Here is a 14,205-nt window from a genome sequence, read left to right on the forward strand (position 1 = left end):
CTAACATTCAACAAAAAGCTTCCCAACCGCGAGGATCAGCGGAGAGGGAAGCTTTTTGCTGTGAATGTTTATTTTGCTATAAATACTGAAATGATGTTTTAAATTAGGATGTTTTTCAATAGTAGGAAAGAATCTGCTATCTGCTAATTTCTTTAATACAACAAACGCTCTGAAAACACGCTGCATTCGCTACTTTTTATCTGCCTGTGCGTGCAGACGCGCAGTGGAGGTGGATGAGGAGGAATCATCGCCAGCTTCATGCTCTGGCGCCATAATATCCGGTGGCACCAGCGTTTTTTCCTTTTCATTACCGAATCGGATAAATACCCAAACCCCGATTAGGATCAATGTACCCGCTCCAAGCTGTATACCTGTCAGCGCTTCACCGAGCAGCCAGAAGGCGAGCAGCGATGAGAATACCGGCTCACCAAGTACAGCCATCGATACAGCGCCAGCATTCATATATTTGAGCAGCCAGTTGAACAGATAATGTCCGAATAGGGTAGGCACGAGCGCGAGTAGCCAGAATACGCCCCAATCACGAGCTTCATATCCGGTAAATGGAATGCCCTGCGCAATATTGTAGAACGCTAACACCGTTGCCGCCATGAAAAACACCCAGAAGTTATAGACTAGAGCATCCATATGCGAACGAACCTGCTTGCTGATCAGCATATGCACAGCAACTGCAATCGTACCAAAAAAGGACAGCATATCGCCTTGAAAAGCAGTGCCTGACACGCTAAAGTCACCCCAGCCGATCGCGACCGAACCAATCACCGCAAGCGCCATTCCGATGATCATATAACGATTCGTCCGTGTCTTGAATAAAAAATACGATCCGATCACAACCATAATCGGCTCCAGTGTCAAAATGACGGTCGAACTGGCAACCGTCGTCAGACGTAATGAGCCCATCCAGAATAGAAAATGCAGTGCCAGCATAAGTCCCGACAGGGCTAGCATCAGCCAGACACGCGGTGGAATATTGAGCAATGCACGATAATGTCGCAGTGCTAACGGCAGCAATAACAGATCGGTAAAGTAAAGACGATACATCGCAATGACCGATACGTTAGCATCTGACCAGCGGATAAAGATAGATGAGAAGGAAATGGCGATAATGCCGATTACATAGAGGACTTCCAGCGGAATCCAATGCTCGCGGGTAGAGATGGTTGATTTCATTCGTTTGTTCTCCTATGTCAGACTGGGCTATTCATAATACAAGGGTGATCATGGTGATCACCCTGCGCATCGACAGATTTCTTATTCAGCAACCTGTACATATTTATATCCAGTACCCCATACCGTTAAAATATGCTCTGGATTTTTCGGATCACGCTCAATTTTTTTACGCAGATTGGAGATGTGTACATCGATCGTACGATCCAGATACGCGCGATCGCCGCCTTTGATCCGATCCATTAGCTCATTGCGAGTAAATACTTTACCCGGTGCATTATGAAGCTCTTTCATAATGGCAAACTCGATCTGCGTCACCTCGACCTCCTGATCATCGACAAACAGGCTATGGCGATAATCATTGACCGAGATCCGATTCTGAGTGTTGCTTGCCGATAAACTATAGCCGTTCATCCGATGCAGCTCACTGCGCCGGAGCAGTGCCTTGATCCGTGCATCCAGCTCCTTTAAGCTAAATGGCTTGCATAGAAAATCATCTGCACCGTTATCGAGCGCTTTTAGACGTTCATTTAACATCGTATTCGCCGATATCATGAGTACAGGCACCGTCGATTGCTTGCGAATCTCCTGCACCAGCTCACTGCCGCTCAGATCAGGCAGCATCAGATCGGTCACGATAATGTCAGGGTTGTATTCATCCAGCAGTGCCAGCGCTTCGACAGCATCATGAATTAGTTTGGTATCGTAGCCTTCTTCCTTGAGGAAAAAGGCGATCATATCGGCTAAGCTTTTCTCATCTTCGATCAATAACACTTTCGTAGGCATTGCTGTCACTCTCCTGTTTGGAAATTAGGGCTGCATCAGCCAACCGCCATCGTATGACGCTGCGATGTTAAAATTACGATAGAAGTAATCTTTTTTCGCCCGGGATGCGAATCTTGGGATGTCAAAGTGCGACAGGCTCACATGCAACGCAGGAGAATGCTCTTGCGTCTGCGGCAGTCGGTACGTTTTTAGCTTTTCCTCGTTGCCTGGTGCGGCAAGGATACAGACAGGCTTCGCAAACCATGATCGTCTATTCACGCATATGTACATAAGACTGGTGGATGGTTCGATGTCCTTGAGGGAAGCTCTTTATGATTCTCGGATCATGTATTTGCAGGTATAATGAAATTATCGTATTATCTTAATTCCTTAGTCATTTTGAATCTATACGCCTGCCTGCTGGTAAATACGCATATATTGTACCACTGATAGACGATATGGGGGATATGGAATATTTTTAACAACACAATGAAACCGTCGCTATCGCCGTCTGTACTATTAAGAAATGGGATCAAGTATGCTATGAATGCCGAATCGTTTTGGGTAGCTGCTGTCCGTGAAGGAAAGGGCCGTTGGTTATGAAACACAAATTATTACATTTGTTCCAGTCTCCGTGGATCGGTACAGTCATTCTGATCATCGCAGGAATCATGCTCAACGGATGGGTATTAAACCTTTCGTTTGCACTTATATTTTTGTTTGGTAGCGCAACCCTTCTGATTATTTTACGACTGTATGGTGTTTCGTTTGCCGTGCCTGCCATGCTGCTCATTGATTTGCCCCTACTATGGTATCATTCGTATACACAAGCCCTTGTGGTTCATACTTTTGAAATTATATTTGTCGCCATTGGATTACGATATTTTCGGAATAGCATGCTATTAAAGCTAGATATCTTATTCTGGGTCACGATTGCGCTACCGATCTACTATATGATGAACCAGCTGGTGTATCATGTAGAAGTCAATTCTAGCCTAATTTGGTTACTTCTGATTAACCGTCTACTTAATGGTATCGTAAATGCACTGATTGCGTCTACTGTTGTCGGCTTTTTGCTCAAGCGTGTACCGATCGGTAAGCGACCAACCTATATCATTTCGATACGAAGTGTTATTTTTAAATATTTATTAGTACTGATTATGGCGAGCTCGATTCTGGTTTTATTCGTCAATGGCAGCCAGCAATTTCATGATGTCGTTTTTTGGGGCTCCACGAATTTGGAGCGCTCCTCGCGAATCTATATTGATCGGTTACAGGAGATCAATGAGGATACGGTCAAAACACGCAAGCTGATGCAGGAGTATAAGCAGGACTTTAGCGTAGATTCTATTTTGGTGAATCCACAGGATCAGGTGCTTGTATCTACCTTTAGCCAGGGTGAAGATGCACGGTTTGTAAATGGTGGAGCGCGATACGAGCAGAACCTATTGCTCGATTACTCCAGTGTGAAGGTGTATGAGCAATATCCGCTGCAAACGAAGTATTTACTGGAGCGCTGGGAGCAGTCTAGCTTTGTGCTGCATACGACCTTACAGAATGGCAACAAGCTAATTATGGTATTGCCTTTTTCATATTATTTGTATCCAATGTATAACTTCTATCTGGAAACGATGATCCGAATGCTAATTATTATCTTTATCGCTGCATTGCTGGCGCAGCTGATCAGTCGAACGCTTGCCCGTCCGCTGCAAAAACTCATTGACGCTTCGGATCATATCTCCAGTCGTCTGGGTGGGAGTGAGCGTGTACGCTGGCCGCAAAGTTATATTTATGAGATCGGTCAGCTCATTCACAATTTCCAGAGCATGGTGGACACGCTGGAAACGCAATTTGTACAGATTAAGAAGGATAAAGAGCTACTGGAAATTCGCGTGGTCGAGCGTACCTTCGATCTGGCAGAAAGTCAGGCGCAGAAGCGGGCGATTTTGCGGCTTGCAGTGGATGGCATTATCTCTACGGACAGTCAGCTGCGGATTACAGAAATGAATCCGGCAGCAGAGCAGATGCTGCAATGTGAGCTGACCGAGGTGACCGGAATGCCGTTATCCCAATTTATTCAGATTGACGAGCATTCGGCAGGTGGACAGAGTAGTACGGTGATTGCCAGACGTACAGATGGTAGCACATTCCGGGCGGAGCTGATGCGCAGTGAGATTCTGAATGAGGGTCGAGCGATGCATACGTTCTTTGTCCATGATCTGACCGAGCAGGAGCAGGCGCAGAAAAAGTATAACGAGCATGAGCGTCAGGTGAAGCAATTGACGGATCGTTTGCTAGAGGAGCAGGTTGCAGTAGAGAAGCAAAAGCAGATCACCGGGAATCTGCTGCAAAATGTGCAGGAGGGCATCGTGATCGGTGATGTGCAGGGCAGCACCTTATTTATTAATCCGACGATGCAGATTCTGTTTCAGCTAGAGGATTATACCGAACGCCCGGTATCGGAGCTATTGGAGCAGGTGCAGTCACAGCTAGAGCCGGATGCCGTTTCATTATATGATCGTTTACAGCGTTATTTTGACGGGCAGGAGGATTGGGAGCAGGATCATATCATTATGAGCAAGAGCGGTCTGTTATTAAGTGTTCGGATGACACCGCTGGATGATCTACAAACGAATGTGAGTCAGGGCTTTCTGCTCACCTTCCGTGATTGCACCGAGGAGCGCCGCATGAAGCAGCTGCAAAATGAACTGATTGCGGTCGTATCGCATGAGCTGCGTACACCATTATCTGCGATTATGGGCTATATTGAGATGCTATCGATGTATGAGGATATTCCAGCTGATAAGCGGCGTGAGTTTATGAATACGATTCAGTTTGAAGGGACGCGGCTGTCCAGATTGCTGGATGATTTTCTGGATAGTCAGCGTATTGATGCTGGACGTGTCGATTATATGATGGGGCGTATTCGTTTGAATGAGCTACTTCAGGTCGTTTGCTTCCAGTGGGATATTCAGCAGCGTGATCGTCTGCGTCTGACGACACCGGAGCATGAGCTATATATTGTTGGTGATCATAATCGGATGATTCAGGTCATCAGTAATCTGATCGGCAATGCACTGAAGTATTCGCCTGGTGACTCGGCAGTAGACATTCGTCTGCTGGAGCTGGAGGGTCGCGTCTTGATTGAGATTGAGGATTATGGAATCGGCATTGCCGAGCAGGATCGACCGCGTATTTTCCAGAAGTTCTTCCGTTCTGGTGTGGCGGAGGCAAGGCGGATCAGTGGCACGGGTCTCGGCTTGTATATTGCCCAGCGAATTATCGATGCACATCATGGCAGGCTAAGCTTTATTTCTGAGCTTGGAAAGGGCTCTACCTTTACGATTGAATTGCCTGTGGCAGGAGAGCCGGGAGCACCGGAAGCGCATGATACGATTCGTCCATAGCCTTCGTTCAGTAGTAAGGATTGACAGCTTCTAGCCACTGCATTAAGCTAGGAGTGATTGGAAACATGTTCGGGAAAAGGCAATGCTCCCGCGCATCATACGACGCGGATGAATAGAGCGGGAGAGTCTGCGGACGAATGTGGTCCGCCACCGAAGGAGCAAGCTGCCGGATGCCAGCCGTCAGTTAATCTCTCAGGTAACAGGAACCGCTTTGGGACGCAACTCTGGAGAGAGCGTAATAGCCACCCAAGGGGTATCGACGAGATTGATTTTCGTCCAAACTCTCAGGTAACGAGGACAGAGCATACAGGCCATGCAGGCTGTATTCTGTCCTTTTTTGGCGCGTGCTTTCAGGCAGGCATTGCCTACGGATAGAACAGCAGCATCTGCTCATACTATGCAGCAGCGGAAAAGGGGAAGCGTATGCGTTTTAAAAATGTATTTAATATTATCGGTCCATCGATGGTTGGCCCATCCAGCTCACATACGGCAGGAGCGGCACGGTTAGGTAGAGCAGCTCGTCAGTTGCTTGGTGAACTGCCAGAGCATGCGGACATTATTTTATATGGTTCTTTTGCCGAAACGTACTGGGGACATGGAACCGATCTGGCGCTGGTAGGCGGTCTGCTGGATTACAGCACAGATGATCCGCGTTTACCTGATGCAGCCGAGATTGCGGATGAACAGGGGATGACGATTCAGTTTGAAAAAGGGTCAGGTAATTACCCGCATCCGAACTTTGTACGTCTGCGGCTGAAATGCGGTGAACAGCAGGCGGAGCTAGCTGGCGCTTCGATCGGGGGCGGCAATATTGAGATTCATGAGCTGAATGGCTTTGATGTGAAAGGCTCAGGTCAGTATCCAACGCTTGTCGTGGAGCATATGGATAGCAAGGGCGTGCTGGCAGATATTACGCGCACGCTTAGTGAAGGGGAACTGAATATCGGTTTTATGGACGTGGATCGCAAATCGCGCAGCGGTGAGGCGATGACCTTGATCGAGCTGGATGGAATACCATCTGCGGCGGTACTGAAGCAGATTGAAGCATTATCCCATGTGACACGCGCCGTTGTAATTGATCTGGATTAGAAAGGAGGGATACGATGCAATTTCGTACATTACAGGATATTGTTCGTTTATGTGAAGAAAGACAATGCTCGATTGCGGAGCTGATGATCGTGGAGCAGGTCAAGGAAACCGGTGTATCGCGAGAGCAGGTTGTCGAGCAGATGACCTCATATTATGAGGTGATGAAGGAAGCGGTGCATCGCGGTATTCATGAAGATACCGTATCACGCAGCGGCTTGACGGGTGGCGATGCACGCCGTGTGTATGACTATCTGAACGGAGGCGAGACCGCCGCAGGCAGTCATTCTACACGTGCGATGTCGTATGCACTGGCAGTGTCGGAGGTGAATGCGTCGATGGGACGGATTATCGCTACTCCAACAGCAGGCTCGTGTGGGATAATTCCGGGTGTATTCGTAAGTACACAGGAGCGATTCGGCTGGAGCGATGAGCAGATGGTGCTCGGTCTGTTCGCAGCCGGTGCAATCGGCTACGTGATTGCCAACAATTCCTCAATCTCTGGAGCCGAAGGTGGCTGTCAGGCGGAGGTGGGCTCTGCGATTGGGATGGCGGCAGGTGCAGTGGTTGAGCTGCGTGACGGTACCCCGCAGCAGGCGATGCATGCGGTAGGTCTTGCACTCAAAAACACACTGGGTCTGATCTGTGATCCGGTTGCTGGCCTGGTAGAGATTCCATGTATCGTCCGTAACGGATTAGGTGCAGTGAATGCACTAGCCGCCGCTGATATGGCGCTGGCAGGAGTACGTAGCGCAATTCCATCGGACGAGGTCGTTGATGTGATGCTACAGGTGGGTCGCACGATGCCAAGTGAGCACCGCGAGACAGCACGTGGTGGTCTTGCCCAGACACCAACAGGACGTAAAATCACGGAGGAGCTTCGCCGTCGTCGTGAGAATCAGGGTGGCTAAGTAAAGGATCGGTATATCGATATGCAAAAGGGACTGTCTGCGGACAGTCCCTTTTTTGTGTGGTGCTGAGTTTTCACATATACCGTATCGTAGCTATGATCGATCAATTAATTAATGAAGCCGCACTGCTGTAAGCTTTCTTTTATTTTAATACCCTGCCGATTGTAGCGATGCCAGTGTATTGCTGAATGCCTGACGCCATGTAGCCGCTTCAGACTGACGAATATAGACGGGTGTAATGTGAAGCGGCGCTTCGGCGGTAATCGTCTGTCCACCCGTATGCACGGTGCCACTCCACGCATCTGTCCAATCTGTCCCTTTCGGTAAATAAACCGAGCGTGTACGCTGATCCTGCTCCAGTATAGGTGCAACCAGCAGATGCGGCCCGAACATATACGTATCCTCTACAATCCATGAAGCCGCATCATGTGGGAAGTCGTAAAATAACGGTCGGATGACGGGTGACCCCTTCTCATGAGCATCCTGCATCCGTTCCGTAATATACGGACGCAGTGCTTCGCGTAGCTGCATATAACGGCTCAAAATACCATACGCCTCCTCACCAAAGCTCCATACTTCATTATCCGCACCGCTAAAGCACATTCCACCTCCACTGGGGCCGATCGGCCCAGACTGTGGATGACGATCACCGTGTAAACGAAATACCGGACAAAATACACCAAACTGGAACCAGCGAATTAGACATTCACGGAAGGATGGATTGGCTGGATCGCCGCCATGAAATCCACCAATATCGGTTGTCCACCACGGAATACCCGCGATCCCCATATTCAGTCCAATCGCCAGCTGATTCCGCATCGAAGCAAAGCTGGAATCGATATCGCCCGACCAGACGAGTGCGCCGTATCGCTGACTGCCTGCCCATGCTGCGCGCACGAGGTTGATGATCTGCTCTTGATTTTCCGATTTCATCCCATCGTAAAAGGTTCGGGAATACATCGCCGGATACTTGTTACCGACCTGCAAATTACTGCCTTCGTAATAACGATAATTATCAAAATCATATACCGTATACTCGGGCTCCGCCTCATCCAGCCAGAAGATCCGAATGCCTTTATCGTAATAGTTCTGCTTGACCTTGTCCCACACATAGGCACGCGCCTTCGGATTAGTGGCATCAAAGAAAACAGTGCTACCGTAAAATTCCATCGTCACATAGACACCACGCTCGGTACGCACAAGCAAGCCCTGCTCACGCATCTCGTCAAAGTTCTCGCTCGTCTTATCAATGGTAGGCCATACTGATACCATGAGCTCGATGCCCATATTCTTGAGCTCACGTACCATCCCTTCTGGATCAGGCCAGTATTCGGGATCAAAGCGGAAGTCGCCTTGTTTGGTCCAATGGAAAAAGTCGACTACAATCACATCGATCGGCAGCTCGCGTCGTTTGTACTCGCGTGCGATATGTAGCAGTTCCTCCTGTGTACGGTAACGGAGCTTACATTGCCAGAAGCCCATTCCGTAATCCGGCATCATCGGTACCTTACCTGTGGCATCGGCATAGCGCTCCACGATAGCAGCAGGAGTATCGCCTGCGGTAATCCAGTAATCTAATTGCTTGGTCGAGAGAGCATGCCATTCCGTACGATTTTTACCAAAGGTTACTTCGCCGATCGCTGGATTATTCCATAGAAACCCGTAGCCCCGACTGGACAGCGCGAAGGGTACGCTTGCCTGTGAATTACGATGAGCTAGCTCCAGCGTACAATGCTTCACATTTAAAATGTCCTGCTGATATTGTCCCATCCCATAGATACGTTCATCATCAGCCGCTTCAAAGCGCATCGTCAGACTGTAGTCGCCGCCAACGAGCGGCTTGAATTCGCGAGCAGCAATGCGTAGCGCACTGTTAAAATGAGTACGACTGCGAAAATGAGTCTCTTCGTCCGTTTCCTTCGGTGTCGACTGATGCGAGCGATTGTATTCCTCCAGCAAAATCTCGCCCTCGCGATTCAAAAAGGTTAGCTTACCGTTCGGATCAAGCACCGCCGTAATATTGCCATTGGTCAAATAGGCAAATCTGCTCGGCTTCACTCGCACGCTTGCCGTAGAAACATCCTCTGCGGGCAGCTCCAGCAGTGCCCCAGCATCAGCCTGTAGCTGAGGATACATCGTAGAGCGCACACGAATACTATCCTGTAGCCATGGCTCAACGACCAGATACTCATTCGCATATTCAAAGATTAAACGGTTCGATTCAGCATGGATCATAGATAAGCCTCCTGTTAGTTGCCGCATAGTGGACAATGGTGTGGGTATGGAATCATTTAAATGTACAAAACGAATACATCTAGCAGGAATAGACATGAATATAGAGAAAGTATAAAGCGTTTACATAGTTGTCAAAACCGTTAAAATCGTAATCCTGGTGGTGAAAAACGATATGAACATATGGAGAGCTAAAGTATCTCAGCCTGTATCGTATTTTAAATGCGGTCAATTCGTCTGTGAGGATCAGTGGTATCATGAAAGGCTACGATTGGAACAGGATTATGAGGTCATTATCGGCATTCGCGGCTATCTGCATATTCAGGTGGAGGAGCAGCGCTATACGATAGGGCCGGGGGATGTATTATTTTATCAGCCCGGTCAGCTTCATTATGGATTCGCTCCTTCTGAGGAAGGAAGTTCATTTTACTGGCTGCATTTCTTTTATGATGGTGGAGAGAATATGGAGGTGCAGGAGGTGTTTGAGCTACTGGATCGGCAGCAAGGAGCTACAAAAGAATTGGTGGCAGGCGAGAACGAGAGGATACGAAGGGCAATAAATGTAACAACGCCGGCAAACATAAGCAACTCGACAAGGGCGATAGAAACAGTAGAAGCGTTAGGGGCTAACTCCCATACAAGCCAAATACATACGCTTGCAGATAGTGTGCTGCTACCGCCCTTTTTTAAGCTGGTTCAGCCGGATAAGGTATATGTGCAATGTCAGCAGTTACTTGATATCGCTCATTCGGACTACTATAGTCATCTGGCGGCGGATTACATGACGACTAGCCTGCTTATTGAGCTAACGAGGCAATATATCAGTAGTCTATCCGAACAAACACAGGAAAATGCCGTTGATCGACGGTTTCGACAATTGCTGGAATGGATTCGTCTTCATATTATGCACAATCCCAGCGTGCATGATGTGGCTGTTCAGTTTGGCTGTACGCCAGATCATCTGACCCGTCAATTTCGCAAAAAGCTCGGTATGAGCACATTACGCTATATGAATACCGTCAAAATCGAGCGTGCCAAGGAGCTACTGCTGCATTCGGATGCGAGCATCAAGCAGATTGCGTATATGCTTCATTTTCAGGATGATAAATACTTTATGAAGCTGTTCAAGCAGCAGAAGGGACTCACACCCAGCCAGTATCGGGATGCGTATCCTAATACGTATATGAACACTAACTCGCTTGACCCGGATATTCCATTGCCGACACATCTGGCGGATAAAAATCCGATACACAAAGGCAGTCGTCCTTACGGATAATGAGAAACGAGACCATTCGAATAATATAATTAGATGAAGCTATCCGCTAAAATAAGCAGCCTGTACTGTTATATACAGAGGCTGCTTAGCTTCACAATGCAAGAACGGTGAATTATACCTTTTACTGATCGACGCCATTCTGTGTAGCTTTTTCTTCATCTTCTCTACATTTTTCAATGAAAAGAATGATGGCACGATGTAGGAATGTGGCGAATCCATCTGCATAGCTGTCAAAATAGTTCACAAATCGTATATCCTCTACATACGTTTGGGCAATACAGGTCAATAGCTCTGCATCACAGGGCATTTGTGTTTCCAGTAGTGCTTTCCACTGAGCGATGAGCAGACCAATACGTTCTAGCTCAATCGGCTCATATATAAGCTCTGCCAGCTGCTGATAAATAGACTCCATTGCATTTTCAAAATCATTCTGTGTTTGTTGTCGTATAGAAGGATTGGCTTCTGCATCAAGCTGACTATGAAATTGTTGATACACTTCCGTATGTCCGTATAATAGCTCTGCCTCCGTCTCGTATTGCTGTTGAAGTGGAATAAGTGAGGACGAATCAGGCATAGTCAGCTCATGCCAGCCAGCACCATGAATCCATTGATCGATTCGCTCAATCGAGAATTCGAGCTGTTGCTTCTGCTGTAATAGAGCCTTCTGATGCTGAACGAGCAACTGTTGCTGTTCCACACGCGGCAATTGCAAAATGTCAGCAATATCCTTTAGCGGTACCTGCAAGTCTTTTAAAATCAAAATGGTCTGTAATCGCGCTATGACTTCGCTGTCATATAGACGATAGCCGTTGTCTGCAATTTCAGTGGGCTTCAGTAAATGAATGCTATCATAATAATGCAATGTTCGTCTGCTAATGCCAGTAATTTTAACGACATCATGTACGGTGAACCTGTGTTGTTTCATGCCAGAAATCTCCTGTTGCTGCCAGAATAGTCTCGGCAGATTGTAGCGTTGCTTCTGTAATCGATATGCCTGTTTGCTTTAAATAATAGTGTACCATATGATAGCCACATGCATAACCGCCAGCATACGGCATTCCAATAGCAGACGTCGCATGCGATTGCATTGAGGCAATCTTGTCACCATATAAATAGGGGCTGATTGCTTGAAGTCCGGTTAGCTGTAGATGATCATGAATGAGTGGCTTCACGTTCTGATTGAGCATGTCCGTATCGGTACGAGTTACCCAAGGGCCAAGCGCCTGCTGTCCATACATCGCTTCAGCAAAGTTTTCAGCGAGTCCTTCACTAACGATCATCTCCGCCAGCGTTACATTCGGATTCCAGCGTATAAATTGATATCGCACATTATGATTACATTCGTGAGCCAGCACCGCTGGGAGACGTGCTAATCGTTCATGATCAGGAACTATATTGGCGATAATGTAGCCGGGAATACCACCATCTCCGCACAAGCCCTCATTGATTCGCATAAGCGGACGGTTCATATCTCCAAGTAATACCGTATACGTATAATGTAGTACAGGCAATTGTATGCCATGATTCGTAAATTGCGCCAGACTTTCCTCGATCGCCTGCTGACAGGATTGCCAGAATGATTCGGATGCGATCCTGGTTACCTGATCCTTCATAGAATCATCCATATTATGAGGAGCGATATTCATCATATTGCTCATCGTAACCACATCAAAGCCGTCATCACTTTCAAAAGGAATATGCTGAATATCCCACTTTTCTCGAAAAGGACCCAGCAGCTGCTGGCGATATAGATCGGTTTTATCTGCTGGTGCTGCGGTCATCATCGTGCGATAAATCTGATCTGAGCGTATAGCTGTAATCTGCATTCTGATCTCTCCTTTGCTATGATTGAACTGTAGTCGCTTGTTCGTTACAAGCCTCATTATGTGCTATAACGTAACGTGACAGTCAATAGTAGAACTTGTATGGAAGCAGTGAATACACTTTAAAACAAACGAAAATCCCCTTCACTCCGCAGAATGAAGGGGATTAGCCTATCATAGTTAATCGAAATAATTAATCGTTCAACACCAGCGGACGAAGCTTCGCTTCGATATCTGCACGGCGTCCTTCCAGAAATGGTGGCAGAGACAGGGTTTCGCCGAGCGAATCCATCGATTCATCCACATCGAATCCCGGTGTATCGGTCGATAGCTCGAATAAAATGCCGTTCGGCTCACGGAAGTACAGGGCGCGGAAGTAGTGACGATCGACTTTACCCGAGTTTGGAATACCGAGTCCAGTCAGGCGATTCGCCCATACGTCATATTCTGCTTCATTCGGAACACGGAAAGCGACATGGTGGACGCCGCCACGACCTAGACGTGCTACAGGCAGCTCTGGACGCGTCTCGATATGCACTTCAGCACCTGCGCCGCCTTTACCAGTCGCATAGACCTCGATATCGGCATGCTGCTCACCAGCAAGCGATGGATATGAGCCGACGCGACGGAAGCCAAGCACCTCTGTCAGAATCATCACGGTAGCGTCTGGCTTTGCGACTGTTAATGTGACAGGGCCCAGTCCAAGAATACCGTATTCAACTGGAACATCGGAGCCATTCCAGGCTGTACCGGGTGCAACACCCTGTTCATTATTATCTGCAACAAGAATGATACGCGTACCTTCAAAATCCTGAAAAGCAAGCGTATCGCGACCAGCGCGTTGCTTGATCTCTTCATGGCTCACATTCAGCTCGTCAAAGCGATCCGACCAGTATTGCAGTGCTGCTGTGCTCGCAACACGAAGCGAGGACGCGGAGATGCTCGATACGCCCGGATAGCTTGGGCCGATATGCGGAATATCGAAAAAGGTCAGCTCTGTACCGGGAGAAGCGACCGCATCACCATAGAACAGGTGATAGGAGGTGGTATCATCCTGATTTACGCCCTTTTTCACAAGACGCATACCGAGCACTTTAGTATAAAATTCGAAGTTTTTCTCTGCTTTGCCAGTCATAATCGATACATGGTGAATACCTTTGAGTTCCATCATTATCATCCTTTCGGAAATAAAATGCTTCCTATTCGTTCATCGGATATACATAGTGTTCATTCATATTTCAAAAATCGATACAATATTTCGAAGTATTAAATCTTTAATTTAAGATAATTATAACATAGTCATTATAAAATGCAATAGTTAGTGTTAAAAGTATAGTGGTATTCGTCTTCTATATTATAAAATCAAGCTTTGCCCGGGCAGGAATGGCAATATGAGTCTAGTGATCTCGTCCAGGTAGCTATTTTGCACAACGATGTATGAAACCTGCTATAGATCCTTTCGGTGAGCATAGAAAACGGAAAATGACATACAAAAATCCCCTGTCTGCAAAGGTAGACAG

The 14,205-nt window shown here is 47.4% G+C and carries 11 protein-coding genes and 2 riboswitches; of the genes, 4 read left to right on the forward strand and 7 right to left on the reverse strand.

Annotated elements, in window-relative coordinates; genetic code table 11:
* Nucleotides 1–189: 189 nt before the first annotated feature.
* The 3 genes from SK066_RS07270 to SK066_RS07280 all read right to left on the reverse strand — a co-directional run bounded on the left by SK066_RS07270 (nt 190) and on the right by SK066_RS07280 (nt 2,229).
* Nucleotides 190–1,188: a DMT family transporter gene (locus SK066_RS07270; protein ID WP_320544194.1), complete on the reverse strand. Its 999-nt coding sequence runs from the start codon at nt 1,186–1,188 to the stop codon at nt 190–192.
* Between the two features lie 81 nt (nt 1,189–1,269).
* Entirely contained in the window at nt 1,270–1,971 is a 702-nt protein-coding gene (locus SK066_RS07275) for a response regulator transcription factor (protein WP_188776291.1), read from the reverse strand.
* Nucleotides 1,972–1,995: 24 nt separating this feature from the next.
* Nucleotides 1,996–2,229 carry a hypothetical protein gene (locus SK066_RS07280; RefSeq protein ID WP_320544195.1) on the reverse strand — a complete coding sequence of 78 codons (234 nt, stop codon included), beginning with the start codon at nt 2,227–2,229 and terminating at the stop codon, nt 1,996–1,998.
* A gap of 320 nt (nt 2,230–2,549) precedes the next feature.
* Here SK066_RS07280 and SK066_RS07285 point away from each other — a divergent pair, with 320 nt between their 5' ends.
* The 3 genes from SK066_RS07285 (at nt 2,550) to sdaAA (ending at nt 7,354) form a co-directional block, all read left to right on the forward strand.
* Nucleotides 2,550–5,357, forward strand: a complete 2,808-nt coding sequence (locus SK066_RS07285; RefSeq protein ID WP_320544196.1) for an ATP-binding protein — start codon at nt 2,550–2,552, stop codon at nt 5,355–5,357.
* A 108-nt stretch (nt 5,358–5,465) separates the two neighbouring features.
* A riboswitch (glycine riboswitch) is annotated at nt 5,466–5,576 on the forward strand.
* A gap of 3 nt (nt 5,577–5,579) precedes the next feature.
* Nucleotides 5,580–5,660: riboswitch (glycine riboswitch) on the forward strand.
* A gap of 120 nt (nt 5,661–5,780) precedes the next feature.
* Nucleotides 5,781–6,446 carry an L-serine ammonia-lyase, iron-sulfur-dependent subunit beta gene (gene sdaAB, locus SK066_RS07290; RefSeq protein WP_250343676.1) on the forward strand — a complete coding sequence of 222 codons (666 nt, stop codon included), beginning with the start codon at nt 5,781–5,783 and terminating at the stop codon, nt 6,444–6,446.
* Between the two features lie 14 nt (nt 6,447–6,460).
* Nucleotides 6,461–7,354, forward strand: a complete 894-nt coding sequence (sdaAA, locus tag SK066_RS07295) for an L-serine ammonia-lyase, iron-sulfur-dependent, subunit alpha (RefSeq protein ID WP_320544197.1) — start codon at nt 6,461–6,463, stop codon at nt 7,352–7,354.
* Between the two features lie 147 nt (nt 7,355–7,501).
* Here the strand turns inward: sdaAA and SK066_RS07300 are convergent, their stop codons facing one another.
* Entirely contained in the window at nt 7,502–9,589 is a 2,088-nt protein-coding gene (locus tag SK066_RS07300) for a glycoside hydrolase family 31 protein (protein WP_320544198.1), read from the reverse strand.
* Between the two features lie 172 nt (nt 9,590–9,761).
* Between SK066_RS07300 and SK066_RS07305 the strand changes: the two genes are divergently transcribed.
* Nucleotides 9,762–10,862: an AraC family transcriptional regulator gene (locus SK066_RS07305; protein WP_320544199.1), complete on the forward strand. Its 1,101-nt coding sequence runs from the start codon at nt 9,762–9,764 to the stop codon at nt 10,860–10,862.
* A 121-nt stretch (nt 10,863–10,983) separates the two neighbouring features.
* Here the strand turns inward: SK066_RS07305 and SK066_RS07310 are convergent, their stop codons facing one another.
* From SK066_RS07310 to SK066_RS07320, 3 genes are all read right to left on the reverse strand, one after another.
* On the reverse strand, nt 10,984–11,787 hold the full coding sequence (locus SK066_RS07310) for a MerR family transcriptional regulator (protein ID WP_320544200.1): 804 nt from the start codon (nt 11,785–11,787) through the stop codon (nt 10,984–10,986).
* The gene (locus SK066_RS07315; protein ID WP_320544201.1) at nt 11,759–12,688 is read right to left on the reverse strand and encodes a DUF2268 domain-containing putative Zn-dependent protease; all 930 of its coding nucleotides are present in this window, start codon (nt 12,686–12,688) and stop codon (nt 11,759–11,761) included. The genes SK066_RS07310 and SK066_RS07315 overlap by 29 nt, the downstream gene beginning before the upstream one ends.
* Nucleotides 12,689–12,878: 190 nt before the next feature.
* On the reverse strand, nt 12,879–13,853 hold the full coding sequence (locus tag SK066_RS07320) for a ring-cleaving dioxygenase (RefSeq protein ID WP_320544824.1): 975 nt from the start codon (nt 13,851–13,853) through the stop codon (nt 12,879–12,881).
* Nucleotides 13,854–14,205: the final 352 nt, after the last annotated feature.

It is taken from the genome of Paenibacillus hunanensis (assembly GCF_034055775.1).
In the GTDB taxonomy this organism is placed as follows: domain Bacteria; phylum Bacillota; class Bacilli; order Paenibacillales; family Paenibacillaceae; genus Saccharibacillus; species Saccharibacillus hunanensis.

Excerpts from the sequence above, each read along its gene's own strand:
- SK066_RS07270 (WP_320544194.1), bottom strand. The coding sequence starts at position 1,188 with ATGAAATCAACCATCTCTACCCGCGAGCATTGGATTCCGCTGGAAGTC.
- SK066_RS07275 (WP_188776291.1), bottom strand. The coding sequence starts at position 1,971 with ATGCCTACGAAAGTGTTATTGATCGAAGATGAGAAAAGCTTAGCCGAT.
- SK066_RS07285 (WP_320544196.1), top strand. The coding sequence starts at position 2,550 with ATGAAACACAAATTATTACATTTGTTCCAGTCTCCGTGGATCGGTACA.
- sdaAB (WP_250343676.1), top strand. The coding sequence starts at position 5,781 with ATGCGTTTTAAAAATGTATTTAATATTATCGGTCCATCGATGGTTGGC.
- sdaAA (WP_320544197.1), top strand. The coding sequence starts at position 6,461 with ATGCAATTTCGTACATTACAGGATATTGTTCGTTTATGTGAAGAAAGA.
- SK066_RS07300 (WP_320544198.1), bottom strand. The coding sequence starts at position 9,589 with ATGATCCATGCTGAATCGAACCGTTTAATCTTTGAATATGCGAATGAG.
- SK066_RS07305 (WP_320544199.1), top strand. The coding sequence starts at position 9,762 with ATGAACATATGGAGAGCTAAAGTATCTCAGCCTGTATCGTATTTTAAA.
- SK066_RS07310 (WP_320544200.1), bottom strand. The coding sequence starts at position 11,787 with ATGAAACAACACAGGTTCACCGTACATGATGTCGTTAAAATTACTGGC.
- SK066_RS07315 (WP_320544201.1), bottom strand. The coding sequence starts at position 12,688 with ATGCAGATTACAGCTATACGCTCAGATCAGATTTATCGCACGATGATG.
- SK066_RS07320 (WP_320544824.1), bottom strand. The coding sequence starts at position 13,853 with ATGGAACTCAAAGGTATTCACCATGTATCGATTATGACTGGCAAAGCA.